The 18,371-nt window shown below is 66.6% G+C and carries 17 protein-coding genes; 8 read left to right on the top strand and 9 right to left on the bottom strand.

Features of this window, described 5'->3' with window-relative positions; all coding sequences use genetic code 11:
• The first annotated feature begins 110 nt into the window (after positions 1-110).
• Positions 111-518 carry a host attachment protein gene (locus tag DB30_RS29050; protein ID WP_052555036.1) on the top strand — a complete coding sequence of 136 codons (408 nt, stop codon included), beginning with the start codon at positions 111-113 and terminating at the stop codon, positions 516-518.
• Positions 519-523: 5 nt separating this feature from the next.
• Here the strand turns inward: DB30_RS29050 and DB30_RS29045 are convergent, their stop codons facing one another.
• Positions 524-3,463, bottom strand: a complete 2,940-nt coding sequence (locus DB30_RS29045) for a protein kinase domain-containing protein (protein ID WP_052555034.1) — start codon at positions 3,461-3,463, stop codon at positions 524-526.
• A 61-nt stretch (positions 3,464-3,524) separates the two neighbouring features.
• Positions 3,525-4,097: a Crp/Fnr family transcriptional regulator gene (locus DB30_RS29040; protein WP_146661088.1), complete on the bottom strand. Its 573-nt coding sequence runs from the start codon at positions 4,095-4,097 to the stop codon at positions 3,525-3,527.
• Between the two features lie 148 nt (positions 4,098-4,245).
• Here DB30_RS29040 and DB30_RS29035 point away from each other — a divergent pair, with 148 nt between their 5' ends.
• Both DB30_RS29035 and DB30_RS29030 read left to right on the top strand, forming a co-directional pair.
• A complete protein-coding gene (locus tag DB30_RS29035; RefSeq protein WP_146661087.1) occupies positions 4,246-4,530 on the top strand; it encodes a hypothetical protein in 285 nt (94 codons plus the stop codon).
• A gap of 15 nt (positions 4,531-4,545) precedes the next feature.
• The gene (locus DB30_RS29030; protein WP_052555028.1) at positions 4,546-5,241 is read left to right on the top strand and encodes a hypothetical protein; all 696 of its coding nucleotides are present in this window, start codon (positions 4,546-4,548) and stop codon (positions 5,239-5,241) included.
• Positions 5,242-5,337: 96 nt separating this feature from the next.
• Here the strand turns inward: DB30_RS29030 and DB30_RS29025 are convergent, their stop codons facing one another.
• Together DB30_RS29025 and trxB are read right to left on the bottom strand one after the other, a co-directional pair.
• Positions 5,338-6,693, bottom strand: coding sequence for an NHL repeat-containing protein (locus tag DB30_RS29025; protein WP_146661086.1), 1,356 nt, complete (start codon positions 6,691-6,693; stop codon positions 5,338-5,340).
• A 171-nt stretch (positions 6,694-6,864) separates the two neighbouring features.
• Positions 6,865-7,806 carry a thioredoxin-disulfide reductase gene (gene trxB / locus DB30_RS29020; RefSeq protein ID WP_052555024.1) on the bottom strand — a complete coding sequence of 314 codons (942 nt, stop codon included), beginning with the start codon at positions 7,804-7,806 and terminating at the stop codon, positions 6,865-6,867.
• Between the two features lie 195 nt (positions 7,807-8,001).
• Between trxB and DB30_RS29015 the strand changes: the two genes are divergently transcribed.
• The gene (locus tag DB30_RS29015) at positions 8,002-9,189 is read left to right on the top strand and encodes a fatty acid desaturase family protein (protein ID WP_052555022.1); all 1,188 of its coding nucleotides are present in this window, start codon (positions 8,002-8,004) and stop codon (positions 9,187-9,189) included.
• A gap of 100 nt (positions 9,190-9,289) precedes the next feature.
• Here the strand turns inward: DB30_RS29015 and DB30_RS29010 are convergent, their stop codons facing one another.
• Positions 9,290-10,186 carry a hypothetical protein gene (locus tag DB30_RS29010; RefSeq protein WP_240480353.1) on the bottom strand — a complete coding sequence of 299 codons (897 nt, stop codon included), beginning with the start codon at positions 10,184-10,186 and terminating at the stop codon, positions 9,290-9,292.
• Between the two features lie 273 nt (positions 10,187-10,459).
• Here DB30_RS29010 and DB30_RS29005 point away from each other — a divergent pair, with 273 nt between their 5' ends.
• Positions 10,460-11,329 (top strand): MerR family transcriptional regulator, encoded by an 870-nt coding sequence (locus DB30_RS29005; RefSeq protein ID WP_052555018.1) that lies wholly within the window; start codon positions 10,460-10,462, stop codon positions 11,327-11,329.
• A 616-nt stretch (positions 11,330-11,945) separates the two neighbouring features.
• Here the strand turns inward: DB30_RS29005 and DB30_RS29000 are convergent.
• Complete coding sequence (locus DB30_RS29000) at positions 11,946-12,476, bottom strand: TetR/AcrR family transcriptional regulator C-terminal domain-containing protein (protein WP_052555015.1); 531 nt, start codon at positions 12,474-12,476, stop codon at positions 11,946-11,948.
• Between the two features lie 146 nt (positions 12,477-12,622).
• Between DB30_RS29000 and DB30_RS28995 the strand changes: the two genes are divergently transcribed.
• Positions 12,623-13,570 (top strand): M28 family peptidase, encoded by a 948-nt coding sequence (locus DB30_RS28995; RefSeq protein WP_052555013.1) that lies wholly within the window; start codon positions 12,623-12,625, stop codon positions 13,568-13,570.
• Here DB30_RS28995 and DB30_RS28990 read toward each other — a convergent pair.
• Positions 13,565-14,311 carry a tetratricopeptide repeat protein gene (locus DB30_RS28990; protein ID WP_052555011.1) on the bottom strand — a complete coding sequence of 249 codons (747 nt, stop codon included), beginning with the start codon at positions 14,309-14,311 and terminating at the stop codon, positions 13,565-13,567. The genes DB30_RS28995 and DB30_RS28990 overlap by 6 nt on opposite strands.
• A 212-nt stretch (positions 14,312-14,523) precedes the next feature.
• Here DB30_RS28990 and DB30_RS28985 point away from each other — a divergent pair, with 212 nt between their 5' ends.
• On the top strand, positions 14,524-15,330 hold the full coding sequence (locus DB30_RS28985; protein ID WP_146661083.1) for a DUF6159 family protein: 807 nt from the start codon (positions 14,524-14,526) through the stop codon (positions 15,328-15,330).
• 162 nt (positions 15,331-15,492) lie between these two features.
• Here the strand turns inward: DB30_RS28985 and DB30_RS28980 are convergent, their stop codons facing one another.
• Positions 15,493-15,762 (bottom strand): DUF1294 domain-containing protein, encoded by a 270-nt coding sequence (locus DB30_RS28980; protein ID WP_146661081.1) that lies wholly within the window; start codon positions 15,760-15,762, stop codon positions 15,493-15,495.
• Positions 15,763-15,923: 161 nt separating this feature from the next.
• On the opposite strand from DB30_RS28980, the gene DB30_RS28975 reads away from it, so the two are divergent.
• A complete protein-coding gene (locus tag DB30_RS28975) occupies positions 15,924-16,652 on the top strand; it encodes a type 1 glutamine amidotransferase (RefSeq protein ID WP_146661079.1) in 729 nt (242 codons plus the stop codon).
• A 502-nt stretch (positions 16,653-17,154) separates the two neighbouring features.
• Here DB30_RS28975 and metK read toward each other — a convergent pair.
• Positions 17,155-18,294, bottom strand: coding sequence for a methionine adenosyltransferase (metK, locus tag DB30_RS28970; protein WP_052555005.1), 1,140 nt, complete (start codon positions 18,292-18,294; stop codon positions 17,155-17,157).
• Positions 18,295-18,371 lie beyond the last annotated feature (77 nt).

Raw genomic sequence — 18,371 nt, 5'->3', positions numbered from 1 at the left:
CTTGGCGCGGTTCTTGACTTGGCGAGCGCGGCGCGAGCTCGAATTGGCACTACGAATTATCTTGCCTCTGCGCAATCGAGGACCCGACAATCAGAGCACTGGAGGTGTGAATGATTCCGACCCTGTTTGTTGTCGCTGATCAAGGCCAAGCCCATCTATACAAAGTGGGGGGCACAAAGCTCGAGCCCACGCTCGAAGAGATAGAACAGCTCGAGCATCCCGAGGCGCGCGAGCGCTTAAATCCGACCGATTCAAACGCGCATCTGCACGTCGACATGAGCGGCGCCCATGCGGAGGAAGAGCGTCGGTTTGTCCGCGAATTGGTCGAACGACTGCGTCGCGGCCAGTCTGCGGGGGAGTTTCGCAAGCTGTACATCGCCGCGCCCGCCAACTTCGTGGGTCGCCTGCGCAAACACTATGGTTCGCTGTCTCGCCTGGTCGAGCGCGAGATCATTGGCGACTACACGCGCCAAGACGAGCGGACGCTGACCAAGCGCTTCGCCAAGTGGACAAACTGACGTTCTCACCGCTCGAGAAAGTGTGACTCGGGCACAACAACGCCGATCCACAGCTTTGGCCGATCTTCGCGTTCGACCAGGCGCAGGCTGACCCAGTAGCGCTCGAGGTCGCTCACCCCGAGCTGGCCGGGGACGTAGTCGAGGACAAACGGATCCGACACGCGACCGAGCTCGCTCCACTCGAGCACGGCCGCGCGCGAGAGCGGGGCGGCCTCGAGCTCGGTGATCGGCTCGAGCAAGAGCTCGTTGGGATCGCCCGAGGCGGGGACGGCTTCACGGGGGAGCCCGAGCACGCGCAGCTGCTCGTCGAGCACGAACACCTGACCTCGCTCGATGCCCTCGGGGAGGCTTCGGGTGATCCGCGAGATGTCGTCGAGCTTGACGTCGAACGCGATCACGAACTCGCGCCCGCTGGCGCTGGTCACGGGCGTCGAGACCGAGATCCCCAGCTCCTGGGTGGTGAAGAACCGGTAGGGCTCCGTCCAGAAGATCGGGCGTGGCTTGGCGGCGCTGACGGCCTGGCGGGCCTGCTCGCGCAGCCCGTCGCCGCCTTGGTACCACGGGCGCGTGTGGGGATCGTAGGGTGGACCTTGGTTGGGAGCCTGGTCGAGCAGCTCACCGCGGGCGGTCCACGAACGTTGCTCGTGCTCGCCACCCGCGACGGTGCTGCGCGTGCGCCAGCCGCTGGGCTCGCGCAGCAACATGTACTCGTTGCCCTCGGCGTCGGCCCACAGGACCGAGCTCGCGGTCTCGAGGCCGTTGAGCAGCGGCATGAAGTAGCGATTGAGCAAGCGCGGATCATCGAGGTCGAAGCTGCCGTCGCTCGCCCACCAGGCCGCGGTCATCAGCGCGCCGTGGATCGGCCCGTAGTGGAGCTCGAGCTGGCCCTCCACGCTGTTGGCGGTCTCGTTGAGCAGGACCTTGGAGATCGTGTCGCGCTCCGCTCGGGCCCGGTCGCGCTCGCGCGCGAGCACCATGCGGCCACCCACGAGGACCACCAGCACGCTGACCGCCAACACCCCCGCGAGCGCGCCGGCCCACCACAGCTTGCGCCGACGTTTCTTGACCAGCTGCTCGCGCTCGCTCAGCTGGCGGCGCAAGCGACCGGCGGTGGCGGCGAGCTCGAGCGCGTCGTCACGGATCTCCGCGGTGCTGACCTGTTGAATCTGAACGCTCGCAACGCTGGCCAGCCCGACGTCTTCGTTGCTGCGACCGAGGCGAGCGCGGGTATCACCGCTGTCTTCGACGTGGATCTCACCCGCGCGCGAGGCCCCGAGCGTGCGCGCGAGCTCCCGCTTGCCGCTGGGGGAACCAGTCGCGAGCTCTGCGGCGCTGCTGAATTGGTTGGAGGTGCCAGCCGCGATCAACGAGTCCGTTGGTCGTGGCGCGCTGATCAGGGTGCCGTCGACGGGGTGCAGGGTCAGGCGTCGGTTGACGCGCTCGGGCTCGTCTTCGGGCAGCGGGGGCAGCTGCTCGTAGGCGTCGATGCTGAGCTTGGCGAGGCCCAGGTCACCGTTGCGCAGGGCCAAGTTGGCGAACTCGAGCTGGGCCTGACCCAGGGTCTGACGAGCGGCGAGGTTGCGGGGCCACGACTCGAGCGCCCCCTCGAGCCGCGCGATCAGGGCCGCGAGCGCGCGATAGGGATCGTTCTCGTCTGCGCCGCGCTCGACCCAGGCGTCGAGCTGCTCTTGCGCCAAGCTGGCGATCTTGGCCGAGTCGTAGTTGCGGAGCGCCAGCCGCAGCGCGTCGACGAACTCGCCAGCGTCGGCGAAGCGCAGCTTGGGATCGCTGGCGAGCGCGCGGTTGAGGACGGGCCGCAGCAGGGCGTCCCAGGGCTTGAGGCGGCCGTTGATCTTCGAGGGGTAGGTCCAAGCGTTGACCTTGGCCTTGGTGATCACCTGCTTGACGGTCTTGCCCTGATGCGGCGGGCGACCGTAGAGCACGTGGTACAGCACGGCGCCGAGCAAGTAGACGTCGGTCGCGGGCCCGATCCGGTCGCGCTGGGCGTTGGCGGTCTCGGGCGACATATAGGCCGGGGTCCCGCAGACCAGCGCCGCGCGGGGCAGCGAAGCCAAGGTCCCCGTCTGGACCCCACCCAGCGAGGGCAGCGGACGCAGGGCGACCGCGAGACCCCAGTCGACCAGCAGCACCTCGCCGTAGTCGCCGATCATCACGTTGGCCGGCTTGATGTCGCGGTGGATGATCCCGCGGCTGTGCGCGAACGCGACCGCCTGGCTGGCCTCGATCAGGATGTCGAGGTGGTCGCGGAGCTCGACCTGGACAATTGAGCCGTCGCCCGTGCGCCGCTGCCCGGTCGAGATCACGTCGCGCCACGCCGTGCCCTCGATCAGCTTCATCGTGTAGAACACCCGCCCGGCCTGATCCCGGCCGAGCTCGTAGACGGTCACGATGTTGGGGTGGTCGAGCGCCCCGGTCAGCCGCGCCTCGCTCTCGAACTGCTGCTGGATCATCCGCGGGATCCCCCGCCGCTCCCGCAGCCGCTTGAGCGCGACCGGGCGCCCAAGCGAGCGCTGGCGGGCCTCCCAGACCTCGCCCATGCCGCCGGTGCCGATCTGCTCGAGCAGCACATAGGGCGAGTCGAGCTGCGACTGCTCACCTGCGTTGGGGCCCTCGCTGACCGGGATCAGGCAGGGCCCAGAGTCGTGGGTGATCTGCGACTGCTCGCCGGGTCCAGCGTGGCTACCGGGCGGTGGTTTGAAGGTCGTCTCGAGCTCTTCGTTGCCCGACGAGTCTCCCGGGCCGGCCGCCGGCTCCGACAGGGCCACGGTCGCGGTGACGAGCGGCGCACTCTCGGGGACCTCTGGCCGGATCGAGGCCATCGGGTCGCCGCCAGCTTCGCGCGCGACCGGGACCGCCTCGGTCGGCAGGTGTGACTGCTTGACCGGCGCGTCTGGGTCCGGCTGCTCGTGTTCGGCTGAGTCCATGCGAGACGACTGAACCCAGGCCAGTCTACCGCCCAGCGTACCCGGTGTACCGTGCGCGGGCTCAGAATTTCGAGGTCGCCGTCAGCATCATCAAGCGGTCGTTCGAGTCGCGCAGCCGCGCGCTGAGCCCCCGGACGAACCGCCACAGGAGCTCGTACGCGAGCTCGCGGTCGACGAACATCAGATCCCGAAGATCGAATTTGGGCAGCTTGAGCAGGCGCGCGTTCTCGTGACACACGGCGTCCGCCGAGCGCGGGATGTCGTCGTCGATCAGCGACATCTCGCCAAAGTGTTGGCCCGGGCGCAGGACCGCGAGCGCCTCTTCGCCCATGCCCGCCATGTTGCGCGAGATCCGAATCGCCCCATCCAAGACCAGGTACAGCCCGTCGCCGTCGTCGCCATGCCGAAACACGTACTCGTTGCGGGCGTACTCGTAGACCCGGGCGAGCTTGGCGATCCGCTGCAAGTGCGTGGGCAGCAGGCCGGTGAACAGGTTGACCTCTTCCAGCGCCTTTTTGACCAGCGCCGGGTCCGTCTCGCTGTCGTCGACGGGCTTGCCGCCGGTCAGCTCCGGTGAGCGAGCGATCGGGGCGTCATCATCGACGATGCCAAATTCTTCCAGACCCGAGGTCATGAGCGGCCAGGGTAGCCGACGCGTGGCCGAATCTGGAAAAAACCCACTGGCGTGGGCCCCTGGGCGCGTGTGCGCGGATCTCCGCGATCAACTGCGGCCGCCCGCACAGCCGCGCGCGTGACCAGGTGTACACGACGAGCCTTGCCCCATGGCCTCGCCCGGCCCATGTTTTGTCGGAATGGCCTCCGAACCCTCGTCGATGACCCCGCCCACTTGGTTGATCAACATCCGGCACGTCGTCTATTTCGCCGCGCGCTACTGGTGGGCTGTCGCGCTCGCAATGGTCCTGCTCGCGCGGATCTCTGGGGCGACATGGGCGGGCGCCTGCGTGCTCGGGTTGCTCGCGCTGGTCGCCGTCGTCGCTGCGCCTGCCGGCTTCGGCGTGCTCGTTGCCGTGGTCAGCCGCAGGATGAATCGACGCCCGGAAATCTAAGGGTACACTCGGAGCATGGAACGGCGGCTGCTGCTCTCGCTGTCTTTGGCTGCGCTCGCGTGCTCACCCGGCGGGATCGGAGCGTCTGGCGAGGACCTCGGCGACGACGGCAGCACCAGCGGCGGCGACTCTGCGACCAGCGAGACCGACACCAGCGAGACCGACGACGGCTGCGGCCCCACCAACGTGGCGGACCCGCAGGCGGAGATCGACCAGGCCATCGCGGATCTCGACGTGATCGTCGCCGCGAACCTGGCGTGGTTTGCCGAGGCACGTGAACAGGGGCTCGATTCCCAGGGGAATCCGTACGCCCCCCATCGATGCCCGCATCCAGACGGGGTTTCGAGTGGCGAAGCCGGGCCGACCCCCGTCATCTCGTTGGATTGCAACGATGCGCCAGACGGACGCTGCGCGCCGTGGCACGGAGACTGGATGGAGATCCCCGAACAGCCTGGCTACTACGATGGACGCTTGTGGTTCCTCAACGCCATGTGGTTCGCGGCAGGCTTCGCAAAGACCGAAGCCCACGCATTTCACTACAACCTGATCGTCGACAACCAGCCCGATGAGTTCGGAGACTGCACCTTCACCGTGAGCGCACAGGCCGACCTCGACGCGGACTTCGTGTTCTCGACCTACGAACGACGAGGCCACATCGACAACGACGGCGTCCAGCTCGAGGCCCTGTTCATCGACAAACCATGCGAATGACCGTTACGTAGGAGATTCGCGTGGTAAGCACTTCCGATGCTCAGCTAGGCTTGGAGCCCGTGGTGCGACGTCGCACCACCAACCCGACCTCGTTGCTCAGTTACTGGGAATTCCGGCGGCCGACAGCGCAAACCCAGTCATGTCGCTATAGGTATAGGCGCCCACCAGTCCCCCAACCGTGTCGATCGTCAAGTTGACGGGATCGACCCGAAACGCCTCATCCCCGCCAAACTCAACCCCCCAAATATACCCCTCGAAGTCAATGGACACCCCATGCACGTACGAAGGAATGTTGATCGACTGCACGATCTGCACGGTGTCCGTATCGATCCCCACCAGCACCGCGTCCGGGTAGCGAGCGTTCCACAGCACCCCGTTGGCGTCTTCCATGCACCCGCCCAGCGCGCTGCCCCCATTCGCGGGCGGCAGGTGGGTCCACTGCTCGGTCTCGGGATCGAAGCGAGACGCCCCACCGCTACCGCACAGCCACGCCCGGCCCTTGGAGTCGACCGCGAGCCCGTAGTGAACCTGACCGGTCACGGGCCAGGTCTGGTAGGTGAACATCTCGCGGTCGACGAACACCAGCGTGCTCGCCCCGTTCCAGTTGTGATCGACCGTCCAGAAGTTGCCAAGCCCATCGACGGCGCCGCCGTACAGGCCCGCCCAGCCGATCACGTTGGGGATGATCACGGTCTCTTCGACGACGCCGGTGTCGCCGTCCATCAGCACGACCTCTGCGTTGCCGATGTTGCCGGCCGTCCACAGCTTCTCGTTCTCGTACTTGCAGCTGCCCTCGTTGAAGTCGCCCTGGGCCCACGCGAGCGGCCGCTGGGTCGTGTAGTTGAACGGCGTGTACCACGACAGGCACTCGTCTTGGCCGAATGGCAGCACGTCGTTGGGGCCGCTCGAGGTCTGGATGCCGGGCACGCCGTTGGTGTCTTCGCACTCCTCGATGTTCGAGATGAACTTGGCCACGCCGCCGCTGCGGTTGGCGACCGCGACGTTGCCGGACAGCGCGACCGAGGTCCGCGACGGGTTGCCGGGGGTGTCGCGGGTCGCGTAGCGGGCCTCCTCGACCAGCGTCTGCGTGTTGATCTTCGAGACGGTGCTCTGGCTGCTGTTGGCGATCCAGATGTACGACTTGGTGTCTTCGCCGGTGTTCTCGCAGTTGTGGGCCGCGTCGGGGATCGTGCCAAGGTCGAACTTGGAGGTCCCGCCATCGTCTGGGTCGCCGTCGCCTGTGTCGCCGTCGCCTGTGTCGCCGTCGCCTGTGTCGCCGTCGCCTGTGTCGCCGTCACCTGTATCGCCGTCGCCGTTGGCGTCACCGATCGTGGTCACGCCCGTCTCCGAGGCGGAGGCGCCCGTGGTCCGGCCCTCTGAACCAGAGGAATCGCCGCAGCCCAGCGCGAGGCCAAGGGATGCAACCGATGCGAGACGAGTCAAGCGAACCATGGGCAGAGTCTACCAAGTTCTCGGTCGGCGACTCAATACGATTGCAGGCTCGCGTCGCGGCCCAGTTCGGGTTCCAGGCGCACCCCAAGCTCGGGGTCGGCGGCGTCGCAGTCGGCGAGCGGCAGGGCGACCGCCCATCGCCCCGAGCTTCGGGGCGATCTCGAGACGCCGCTACGACGCTTGCTCGGCCAACCAGCGCTCGGCGTCGATCGCCGCCATGCAGCCGGTCCCCGCCGCGGTCACGGCTTGGCGGTACACGTGGTCGGCGACGTCACCCGAGGCGAACACGCCCTCGATGTTGGTGAAGGTCGTGCCAGGCTTGACCTTGAGGTAGCCGGTCTCGTCCATGTCGAGCTGGCCCTCGAAGATCTTCGAGTTGGGCACGTGCCCGATCGCCAAGAACAAGCCCGTGCAGACCAGCTCTTCGGTCGAGCCGTCGACGGTGTTCTCGAGCAGCAGGCCCTCCACGCGATCCTTGCCGAGCACGTCCTTGACCGCGCGGTTCCAGTGGACCTCGATCTTGGGGTTCTCGAGCGTTCGCTTTTGCATGATCTGGCTGGCCCGAAACTCGTCGCGCCGGTGGATCAGGTGGACCTTCTTGCACATGCGAGTGAGGAACTGGGCCTCCTCCATCGCCGTGTCGCCGCCGCCGATCACCGCGACCTCTTGGCCCGAGTAGAAGTGACCGTCACAGGTCGCGCAGGCCGTGACCCCGCCGCCGGATTTTTGCAGGCGCTGCTCGTTGGGCAGGCCCAGGTACTTGGCGGTCGCGCCCGTCGAGATGATCAGCGCGTCGCAGGTGAACAGCTCGCCGCCGTCGACCTCGATCTCGAACGGGCGCTTTGACAGATCCACGCGCGTCCCCATGTCGTAGTGGATCTGCGTACCAAACCGCTCGGCTTGCTCGCGCAGCTCGTCCATCATGTCGGGGCCGGTCACGCCCTTGGGGTAGCCCGGGTAGTTCTCGACGTCGGTCGTCGTCATCAGCTGACCGCCGGGCTCGTTGCCCGTGATGATCAGCGGCTCGAGGTTCGCGCGCGCGGTGTAGATGGCGGCGGTGTAGCCGGCGGGGCCGGAGCCGAGGATGATGACCTTGCGGTGGGGCTCGCTCATGCGGCCGAGAGAATAGGCGAGTTGGGCGGGGGCGGGCCAGCCGCTTGGGGGAGGTGGGCTAGCCGCTTGGGGAGGGGCGAGCGGCGTCGTAACCGTGACATAAATACTTTGACAGTAAACACTGTCACGGTTATAGGTGGAACAGTCGGTGGTGCAGAGAGCGCACGCCGACCCACCGAAAGACCAGCCAGAACAATGTACGCAACCGAAACGACCAGCTCTGAGACCACTTGGGCGTCCGAGGACGAGCGCCTCCGCTCGTTTGGACAGGCGATCGACGGGATCCGCCGACGCACGAGCGCCAAGGTTGGCCAGGAAGATCTTCGCTATATCCGCACCGTCGACCGGCTGTCCCGCGTCGCCGAGTTCGCTGGCCGCACGCTGATCGCGGTCAGCCCCGGGCCGATGCTGTTCACGATCGGCGTGGTGTCGCTGTGGGCCTACAAGCAGCTGCAGGCGACCGAGATCGGCCACGCCGCGCTGCACGGCGCCTACAATCGGATCGACGGCGCGGACAAGTATCACTCGCGTCAGCACCGCTGGCAGATCCCGATCGACGAGGCGTCGTGGATCCGCGGGCACAACGGCCGTCACCACGGCCTGACCAACGTCGCCGGCCACGACGCCGACATCAACTTCGGGCCGGTGCGCCTGACCGAACAGACGCCGCACCGCTTCGTCCACTATTTTCAGCTGCCGATCACGCTGCTGTTCGTGTTCCCCAGCTTCGCGGCCGCGATGAACCTGCACTTCACGGGGGTCTCGGACGTGCTCGCTGGCGACAAGAACGGGCGCGAGTTCGACTTCATCGAGGATCGATCGCCCGCGTCCGTGCGTGACGCATTCGGCCGAGCGCTGCGCAAGTTCGTGCCCTATTACGCCAAGGAGTACCTGCTGTGGCCAACCCTCGCGAGCTTGGCGTTTGGCTGGTGGCTTGGCGTGCTGGTGTTTGCCAAGTCCGTGCTCGGTAACCTGCTGTCCGAGCTGCTGCGCAATGTGTACTCGGCGGCAACGATCCACTGCGGCCACGTGGGCGAGCAGACCCGCTCGTACCCAGCGGGTACGGTCCCCCGCTGCAAGGGCGAGCGCTACGCGATGCAGGTGGAGGCGACCAACAACTTCGAGGTGCCGTGGCTGGTCTCGGTGTTCTGTGGCGCGCTCGAGCGGCAGATCGAGCACCACCTGTTTCCGACCTTGCCAACCAACCGGCTGCGCGAGATCTCGCCCGAGGTTCGGGCGGTGTGCGAGGCCCACGGGGTCGAGTACCGAACGAATACCTGGGGTCGGACGCTGATCCAGGCGCTGGCGCAGATCGGCAGGCTGAGCCGCCCGCTGCCGCACGAGCGCGGACAGGCGAGCTCGTTCGCGCAGGCCAGCTCATGAACTCACGTGGGAGCTAGTGCCCTCGAGGGCACTAGCTGCCGTTCACCACTGCTTGGCCGAGAAATCGAGCGACCTTGGTGGCTGGCAACCCGCTCGCGGCTCAGTCGAAGATGCTCGCGGTCGCGCTGGCTTGTGTGGCCCGCGTGACCCAACGCTGGAGTAGATCAGGATCGCTGCAGGCCCGAACCTTGGCCCCCGTAGCTGCATCGATCGGCAGTTGCCGAAGCTCGAGGATCGTGAACAGGAGCCCGACGAGGGTCTCGAGCTTGCCCTCGAGCTTGCCCTCGAGCTTGCCGTTCTCGAGGCCGTCGTGATAGGCGATGCTGTTGAGTTCGAGTTCAGTGAGTTCGTGGCGGTCTTCCATCTTCAGGCCTTCCAACATGCGGTTGCGTTCGTGTTCGGGGACGGCGCTCAGAATGATCGCAGCGTAACGCGATCGGCGTTCGTCGGCGAGCTCCAGGGCCATATCGAGGGCAATTTGGGCGATCGCGTACTCGCCGTTGATCGCATGAGTCACCGCCGAGAGCACCGTCATCGCGGGACGAACGCGGGCGTGCGCGAGATCAGTAATGCGCGGCATGTTTTCGTGGTCGAGAACCAGCAAAGCTTCACGCCTGGGGATCTCTAGCTTCCCAAGCCCTCGCGACCAACGCGCCACAGACTTTGAGAGTGGGACCACGATGACCGCAGTATTTCGGCGCAGGCGCTCAGCGAGCAACGCCCAGTAGACCCACAGCCGCCACCGCTTTTCCGAGCTGATCTTCTTTTGAACCTCGACGATCACCGCGATCCCATCCCGACGATATTCTGGGCGCTCGAGCTCGGCGGAGAGGGCGACGTCTACACGGATCTCTTTCGTGTCGCCAACGAGAGGGAGATAGCGATCGAGTTCGCCCCTGCGATCCGTGTATTGCGTGAGCTTCGGCAGCTCGATGCCAAACACCGAGCGCAGCAGGTCAAACGCGAGCGCCGAGTCATCACAGAAAAGTGAGCTCACCCCTTGGTGCAGTGTGCTTGGCATCGTGACGCACCACCAACGCAAGCGACGTGCCACGGCAATTGGTCAAGGATGTCGAGAAAACACCGGAAATCGGTGGCCCGCCAGCGGGACGGTGGCCCGCCAGCGGGACACCGAGAGTGGCCCACCAGCGGGCCGCTCGATCGGAACTTGGGCCGCCTCGTCACTGGCCGCGCCCGGTCGCTTTGATCTTCGGAGCCGTTTGGTCTGGCGGTGTCGTCAGCTACGCTGCGCCCGAGCAAGCACCCTCCCGTGTCCGACAAGCCCAGCAAACCCAGCAAGCCCAGCAGCACCCGTCGGGCAAAGCGTCGCGCCGCCCGGCGTGGCGACCCTGTGCCCGAGCTCGAGCCGAGCGAGGCGGGCGAGCCCGAGGCGCCCGAGCCCGCGGTGTCGTACACGATCGACGATCTAGCTGCGGCGACCAGCATCCCCAGTCGCACGATCCGCTTCTATCAATCGTCGGGTGTGCTGCCCAAGCCCGAGAAGGTCGGGCGCATCGCGTACTACGGGCCGCAGCACATCGAGCGGCTCGAGCTGATCGGCAAGATGCAAGATCGCGGGCTGCGGATGCGGGCGATCAAGGATCTCGTCACCCAGGTCGAGCGCGGCGACGTGGTCCTGCACGAGTGGCTCGGCCTCGAAGAGCAGCTGTCCTCCGCATGGGTCGACGACGCGCCCAAGCTGTTGAGCCGGGCGCAGCTCGAGGACTTGATCGGCGAGCGTCGGCCGGGCTTCATCGCCGAGCTGGTTCGCGCGGGCACGCTCGAGCAGCACAACGACGCCTACCTCGCCCCGAGTCCGGGCTTGTTGCAGGTCGCCGCGCGGCTCGACGACGCCGGCGTGAGCGTCGAGGTTGCGACTGGCGCTTCTGGGATCTTGCAAAAGCACCTGGCCAAGGCCGCGAAGGAGCTCGCCGGGTTCTTCGCCGAGCACGCGGGCGACGGCTTTGGCCAGGGCGACTCGGTCACGGGGATCAGCGACGCGTTTCGCGAGCTGCGAGCGACCGGGCCCGAGTCGGTGCGGTTGATCTTCGCCCGCGAGATGGAGCAGGTGCTGCGCAAGATGGTCGAGACCGGCGAGACCTCGCGGCGGCTCGACAAGCAAGTCAAGCGTCGGCGCTAGCGAGGAGCGAGGCGGTCTGTTCGACGCGGATCAGCGCGGGCTGCTGTGACCGCACGGTGCGAAGGTTTATGTGGGGAGTCCAAAGGACACGTGATTGGAGAGGTACCCGGTGGCAGCAGGTGGCCAGACGAGAGCCCCCTTGCAGGGGGCCACACATACCCCTGCGACCAAACGCCCCCTTGGGAGCGAGCGAAGCGAGTGACCGCGAAGTGTGAAGGTGTATGTGGGGGGTCTAAAAAGTGCGAAGGTGTATGTGGGGAGTCCAAAGGACACGTGATTGGAGAGGTACCCGGTGGCAGCAGGTGGCCAGACGAGAGCCCCCTTGCAGGGGGCCACACATACCCCTGCGACCAAACGCCCCCTTGGGAGCGAGCGAAGCGAGTGACCGCGAAGTGCGAAGGAGTATGTGGGGGTCTAAACAGTCACCGCGAAGTGCGAAGGAGTATGTGGGGAATCCAAAGGACACGTGATTGGAGAGGTACCCGGTGGCAGCAGGTGGCCAGACGAGAGCCCCCTTGCAGGGGGCCACACATACCCCTGCGACCAAACGCCCCCTTGGGAGCGAGCGAAGCGAGTGACCGCGAAGTGCGAAGGCGTATGTGGGGGTCTAAAGGGTCTAGGAAAGCTTGGCTTGGAGCCCGAGCAGCATGACCTCGAGCCCGAACTCGAACTCGTCGTCGGCCTGCCGCTCGCCCTCGGGCGTGAACTGCCACAGCGCCTGCCCGACCACGAAGGCCAGCATCGACTGCACGGCCCGGAGCGCGTCGGCCTCGTCAAAGCCGGCGGCGATCAAGACCCGCCAGACTTGCTCGAGGGCCACGAACGCGCCGGTGGTCGCGGCCGGGCGCACGAACAGCGGGATCGCGTTGGGGTGCTCCGCGAGCACCCGACGCAGCTCGCGTGCCGCGGCTTCGATCAGCCCCAGCCACGCGCGCCGCCGCTTGGGCAGCTGCATCTGCGCGATGATTCCCTCTTGCACCGCGTCGAGCAGCTCCTCTTTGTTGGCGATGTAGCGGTATAGCGACATCGCCTTCACGCCGCACGCACGTCCGAGCGCGCGCATCGAGAGCGCGTCGAGGCCCTCGGCGTCGATGATGTCGATCGCGGCGTCGATGATGCTGGCGCGAGTGAGGCCCTTGGCGACCATGACCGTTGGTTCCTGTCAGCTCGGGCGAGGGGTCTCGCGAGCTGAGAACAGGCTTGACACGGAAGACTTACTCTGTAAACTTACACCGTAAGCTTACAGAGTAAGTCCGCTGAATCCACCCCAGACCGAACCAGAGGCCAAATTCCATGAACACCCACGCACTCCGTCACGACGTCATCACCCTGGCCACCGCTGCCGGCCGGATGGTCGGCACTGCTGGCCACGAACAAGCTCGCGGCTACCTCGCCGAGCGGCTCGCGGGGCTCGGTCTCGATCCCTACGGCGAGCGCTTCGAGCTGCCCTACGCAGCTTCGGGAGCGCGGCTGTGCAACGTGATCGGGGTGGCACCGGGCACCCAGCCCGAGCTAGCGCCGATCGTGCTCGCCGCCCACTACGACACCTGCGGCCCGCTGCCGGGGGCCGACGACAACGCCGCCGCGATCGCGATCGCGCTACGTGTCGCCGAGCAGCTCCGGGCCGAGCCCGCCCCGCGCGGCGTGGTGATCGCCCTGTTCGACGGCGAGGAGCCGCCCCACTACCTCAGCCCAGCGATGGGGTCGATCCACTGGTACCACCACCAGCGCCGTGGCCCGGTCCACTGCGCTGTCGTCTTGGATCTGGTTGGCCACGACGTGCCCGTGCCGGGGATCGAGGATCTCGTGTTCGTCACCGGAATGGAGAGCGACCCCGAGCTCGTGATCGACCTGGCCGGCGTCAGCGACAGCGTGCGGGTTCAGCCGGTGCTCAACCGCTACGTTGGGGATCTTTCGGATCACCACGTATTTCGAGCCCATGAGCGGCCGTTCCTGTTTTTGTCCTGCGGCCGCTGGCAGCACTACCACATGCCCACTGACACGCCGGATCGCCTCAACTACGCCAAGATGGCTGGGATCGCGGAGCTCGTGGAGCTCTTGGTCCGTCGGGTCAGCGCGGCGCAGCTGAGCGGGCCCTTTGAGGGTGGTGACACCCTCGCGCTCGAGCTCGCGGGGGTCGAGCGGCACTTTGGCAAGCTGCTTGGTGGCGCGGCCAAGCTGGTCGGTCGCCGGGGCGTCGACGCGTTCGTGAAGCTGGCGATGGGTGGGTTTGGGCTATGAGGGGTCGGCCACTGCTTCGCGCAGGGCAGCGTGCATGCGCGCGGCAGCTTCGCTCGCGCCAGGTAGCCCGGCTTTGATCGCGCGCTCGAGCAGCTGGACGCCATCGCGCAGATGCGTGACGCGCTCGCTCGGGCGGCCGAGATCTCCGGCGAGATCGGCCATGAACAACAGACCGCCAGTGAGCAGCGGCAGCGAGCGCGGGAGCAGCTCGCGACCGTGCTCGACGAACGCGGTTGCGACGGCGTATGCCTGGTCGAGCTGGCCGATCTGGGCGAGCGCGAGCGCGTGCCGTGACATCACCTCGGCGAGCTGAAGCCGGTCGCTATCCGATCCCCCAGATCCGGGCAAATTGGCCAGGATCGCGTAGCCAGCCGCTGCCTGTTCATAGGCAGCCGCGGCGCGCTGGAACTGGCGCAGCTGCTGACAGCAGCGTCCAAGGTTGTCAGTCAAGCGCGCGAGCAGGGCCAGGTGGCGCGGTGCGTCGTCGTGGGCGAGCTTGGTGACGAGCTGCAGGGCCTGCTCGGCGGGTGGCAGGGCTTCGGCGACTCGACCGTTTGTACGCAGCAAATTCGAGAGCGCGTCGAGGGCCTCCGCTTGGGCAGGATCTTCACCCAGCGTCGCGTAGATCTGCGCCGCCTCGCGCAACGCCGCGATCGCGTGTTCGTGCTGACCTCGCTGGATCGCAGACGCGGCCTCGCGGCGCTTGGCTACGCCGTCGAGCAGTTGGTTCGACGCCGACATCCCGCTCAGCCTACCCGAACGCGTGGACTTGGTCGCGAGCAGCCCGACCTCACGGGCGGCGCGGGGTGGCGGAGCTGCAATCTGTTCCCGCGATTCGTGTGGCGTGACGGGGGCCGCCGAACTCCGATATGCTCGCCCGGCAGCGTCGCTGCGAGGTCATCATGTTCAGCACACTGTCCCGCTCCTGGAATCTGACAAAGCGCTCCTTCTCCGTGATCGACAAGGACAAGGAGCTGCTGCTGTTCGCGTTGATCGGCGGGGTCTTGTCGATCGGCTGGATCTTGGCGGTGGTCTGGCCCTACGCGTCCGTCGCCATGGAGACCGGCAGCGCGGACGTCGAGCAGATGACGGTCGTCGACTGGATCTTCTGCTTCTTGCTGTACCTGGGCCTCGCCTTCATCGGGACCTTCACCAAGGTCTGCATCACCTACACCACCAAGGTCCGGTTCGAGGGCGGCGACGCGACCTTCGGCGAGTCGATCCGCTTCGCGTTCTCGCGCCTGCTGCAGATCCTTGGCTGGGCGCTGGCGCGCGCGACCGTTGGCATGATCCTGCTCGCGCTGCGCCAGATCGCCGAGAAATTCGGGGCGATCGGCAAGATCGTGATCCGCACGCTCGAGGGCGTGCTCGGCGGGTTGTGGGAGATCCTCACCGCCTTCGTGGTCCCGGCCATGGTCTACGAGGGAGTCGGCCCGATCGACGGCTTCAAGACCTCGGCCGGGCTGTTCAAGAAGACCTGGGGCGAGAGCCTGGTCAAGCAGATCGGCTTCGGCTGGATGCAGAGCCTGAGCATCTTCGGGGTCACGGTGTTCACCGCCGGGCTGTTCACGGTGTTCAGCACCGGCAACCTGCTGTGGATCCCGTTCGGCTTCGCGGTGTTCGGCTACGTCAGCGTCGCGCTGCTGTTCTCGGTCGCCAGCTCGGTCTACGACACGGCCCTGTACGTCTACGCGACCTCCGAGCGGGTTGTTGGCTACGACCAAGAGCTCATGGAGGGCGCGTTCGGTACCAAGCAATAGCCGCAGTCAGCCCGGTCGCGGCATCGCGTACATGACATCCGTCCGCAGCACGTACGACAGTGAAGCAGCGGCCGTCTCCGGCCACACCCGGATGCTCGACTCGTCCAAGCTCATGGCCCCGAGTATCGGACCGCTGCGCTTGGGGCCGTTGCAGGGATCGCGCTAGCGCAGGTAGAGCCACGCTCCCACGCCGCCGATCTGAACGACGAGCAAGAGCGGCACCCCCACGCTGAATCGGGGCTTGCGGGTCTTGTGGCGGCTGGCGTGCATCCCCACCAGCGCACCGGCGGCGCCGCCTACAGACGCGAGCCCGAGCAACGCACGCTCGGAGACTCGCCAACCGCCGCGCTTTGCTTGCCGCTTGTCGTAGGCGTAGACGATCGCCACGACGAGGTTGTACGCGACACCGGCGATCCCGAGCTGGGCCAGCACTGCGGATCAATAGCACGAAAGTGTTTTGAGCTCGGGCAAGGGCTTCTCGCCCGCTTGCGGAACACCGAGGGCAGCGAGCTCTTTGACCCCCACTAGCGCGTCTGGTCGACCTGCGAGCGTGAGCCCTGTTCGGAAGCTGGCCGTGCTGGTACACCGCCTCGGTGAGGAGCGACCTACGCTTTTGCTTGCTGCAGATCCGCAACCCCAGCGACATGGTCCGGGCCCACGAGGTCGAGTGCTTCGTGGACCGGCTCGACGTCGAGCCCAGCCAGGTTCACGCCCTCGATGTGCTCAACGATCACCTGGACGCCAGCATTTACGAGCGCTTTGACGCGGTGCTGGTGGGCGGGTCGGGCGAGTATTCGGTCCTCGACGATGTCGCGCCGATCCGCTCGATGCTCGACTTTCTTGGTGAGACCGCGACGCGGGGGTTTCCAGTGTTCGCGTCCTGCTTTGGGTTTCAGGCGCTCTCGCTCGCGCTTGGCGGCGAGGTCGCCCACGACGCGAACCGAGCCGAGGTTGGCACCTACGAGGTCGTGCTCACCCCCCACGCGGGCAGCGACGAGCTGTTTGGGCACTTGTCCGAGCGCTTCGCGGCCCAGCAGGGCCACAAAGATCACGTCACGCGGCTGCCCGCGTGCGCGCGGCATCTCGCTGGCAGCGAGCGCAGCCCGTTCCAGGCCGCGCGCTTCGGCGACGCCCCCGTGTGGGCCACCCAGTTTCACCCCGAGCTGACCGAAGCAGACAACCGCAAGCGGGTGCTGCACTACCGCGACCGCTACGCCAGCGAGCTCGACGCGGTGCTCGACATCTTGCGGCCCTCGCTCGAGACCCACGGCTTGCTGGCGCGCTTTGCTGATCTGCTCGCCGAGCAGCCCGCGCCCAAGTAAATCGGAAGCCCGCTTCGAGGGCTTCGAGGGGGCCACACATACCGCCGCGAACAAACATCCCCCCCGGGAGCGAGCGAAGCGAGTGACCTGCGAAGTGCGAAACCGGCCGTGGGGGTCAAAACAGGAAGCCCCCTTCGAGGGGGCCACACATACCGCCGCGAACAAACGCCCCTCCGGGAGCGAGCGAAGCGAGTGACCTGCGAAGTGCGAAACCGGCCGTGGGGGTCAAAACAGGAAGCCCCCTTCGAGGGGGCCACACATACCGCCGCGAACAAACGCCCCTCCGGGAGCGAGCGAAGCGAGTGACCTGCGAAGTGCGAAACCGGCCGTGGGGGTCAAAACAGGAAGCCCCCTTCGAGGGGGCCACACATACCGCCGCGAACAAACGCCCCTCCGGGAGCGAGCGAAGCGAGTGACCTGCGAAGTGCGAAACCGGCCGGGGGGGTCAAAAAAAGCGCCCCCGGACGAGTCCGAGAGCGCCGATTGACGAAGAGGGTCCCGATCAGACGGAGGACTTCAGCGCCTCGGCCTTGTTCGTGGCTTCCCAAGCGAAGCCCTCGCGGCCGAAGTGGCCGTACGCGGCGGTCTTCTTGAAGATCGGCTTGAGCAGATCCAGCTCGGCGATCAGCTTGGCCGGTCGCGCGTCAAAGTTGGCCCGGACGATCTGCGCGAGCTTCTCGTCGGAGACCTTGCCGGTGCCGAAGCTCTCGACGCGAATGCTGACCGGCTCGGCCACGCCGATCGCGTAGGCGAGCTGGACCTCGCAGCGATCGCAGAGCGCGGCCGCGACCAGGTTCTTGGCGATGTAGCGCGCGTAGTAGGCCGCGCTGCGATCGACCTTGGAGGGATCCTTGCCCGAGAACGCGCCGCCGCCGTGACGGCCCATGCCGCCGTAGGTGTCAACGATGATCTTGCGCCCGGTCAGGCCGGCGTCACCCATGGGCCCACCGATCACGAACCGACCGGTTGGGTTGATGTGGTACGTGGGCTTGATCAGCAGCTCGGCCGGCAGCACCGGCTTGATGACCTCTTCGATCACGAACTCCGTCAGGCGCTCGTGCGAGACCGACTCCGAGTGCTGGGTCGAGACGACCACGGTGTCGATCGCGACGGGCTTGTCGCCCTCGTACACGATCGAGACCTGGCTCTTGCCGTCGGGGCGCAGGAACGTGCTGGCGTCCTGCTTGCGGACCTGGCTCAGGCGCTCGGTCAGCTTGTGCGCGAGGTAGATCGGCAGCGGCATCAGCACTTCGGTCTCGCGACACGCGTAACCGAACATCATGCCCTGATCGCCGGCGCCCTGATCACCTTCGCTGCGGTCCACACCCTGGTTGATGTCGGGGCTCTGGGCCTCGATCGCAACCAGCACGCCGCAGGAGTGACCATCGAAGCCCATGTCCGAGCTGACGTAGCCGATCTCCGTGACGGTCTCGCGGACGATCTTGGGGATGTTGACGTAGGTCGAGGTGGTGATCTCGCCGCCGACGACGACGAAGCCAGTCTTCACCATGGTCTCGCAGGCGACCCGACAGGAGGGATCGTCGGCAATGATCGCGTCGAGGATCGCGTCGCTGACCTTGTCGCAGATCTTATCGGGGTGTCCTTCGGTGACGGACTCGCTGGTGAATAGGCTTCGTGACATGTGAGACTGCATGCTCCTGGGGTCGATCACCGCGGATTCGGCGGTCGAGAGTGGCGCAGGATAGGGGCGGGTTGAAC

The sequence above is a fragment of the Enhygromyxa salina genome (assembly GCF_000737335.2).
Lineage (GTDB): Bacteria > Myxococcota_A > Polyangia > Nannocystales > Nannocystaceae > Plesiocystis > Plesiocystis salina_C.
This window is presented reverse-complemented; position numbering and strand designations above follow the sequence as displayed.

Coding starts and splice junctions, on each gene's coding strand:
- DB30_RS29050 (WP_052555036.1), top strand. CDS start 111: ATGATTCCGACCCTGTTTGTTGTCGCTGATCAAGGCCAAGCCCATCTA.
- DB30_RS29030 (WP_052555028.1), top strand. CDS start 4,546: ATGGAACGGCGGCTGCTGCTCTCGCTGTCTTTGGCTGCGCTCGCGTGC.
- trxB (WP_052555024.1), bottom strand. CDS start 7,806: ATGAGCGAGCCCCACCGCAAGGTCATCATCCTCGGCTCCGGCCCCGCC.
- metK (WP_052555005.1), bottom strand. CDS start 18,294: ATGTCACGAAGCCTATTCACCAGCGAGTCCGTCACCGAAGGACACCCC.
- DB30_RS28995 (WP_052555013.1), top strand. CDS start 12,623: ATGAACACCCACGCACTCCGTCACGACGTCATCACCCTGGCCACCGCT.
- DB30_RS29040 (WP_146661088.1), bottom strand. CDS start 4,097: ATGACCTCGGGTCTGGAAGAATTTGGCATCGTCGATGATGACGCCCCG.
- DB30_RS29025 (WP_146661086.1), bottom strand. CDS start 6,693: ATGGTTCGCTTGACTCGTCTCGCATCGGTTGCATCCCTTGGCCTCGCG.
- DB30_RS28990 (WP_052555011.1), bottom strand. CDS start 14,311: ATGTCGGCGTCGAACCAACTGCTCGACGGCGTAGCCAAGCGCCGCGAG.
- DB30_RS29045 (WP_052555034.1), bottom strand. CDS start 3,463: ATGGACTCAGCCGAACACGAGCAGCCGGACCCAGACGCGCCGGTCAAG.
- DB30_RS29035 (WP_146661087.1), top strand. CDS start 4,246: ATGGCCTCGCCCGGCCCATGTTTTGTCGGAATGGCCTCCGAACCCTCG.
- DB30_RS29000 (WP_052555015.1), bottom strand. CDS start 12,476: ATGGTCGCCAAGGGCCTCACTCGCGCCAGCATCATCGACGCCGCGATC.
- DB30_RS29015 (WP_052555022.1), top strand. CDS start 8,002: ATGTACGCAACCGAAACGACCAGCTCTGAGACCACTTGGGCGTCCGAG.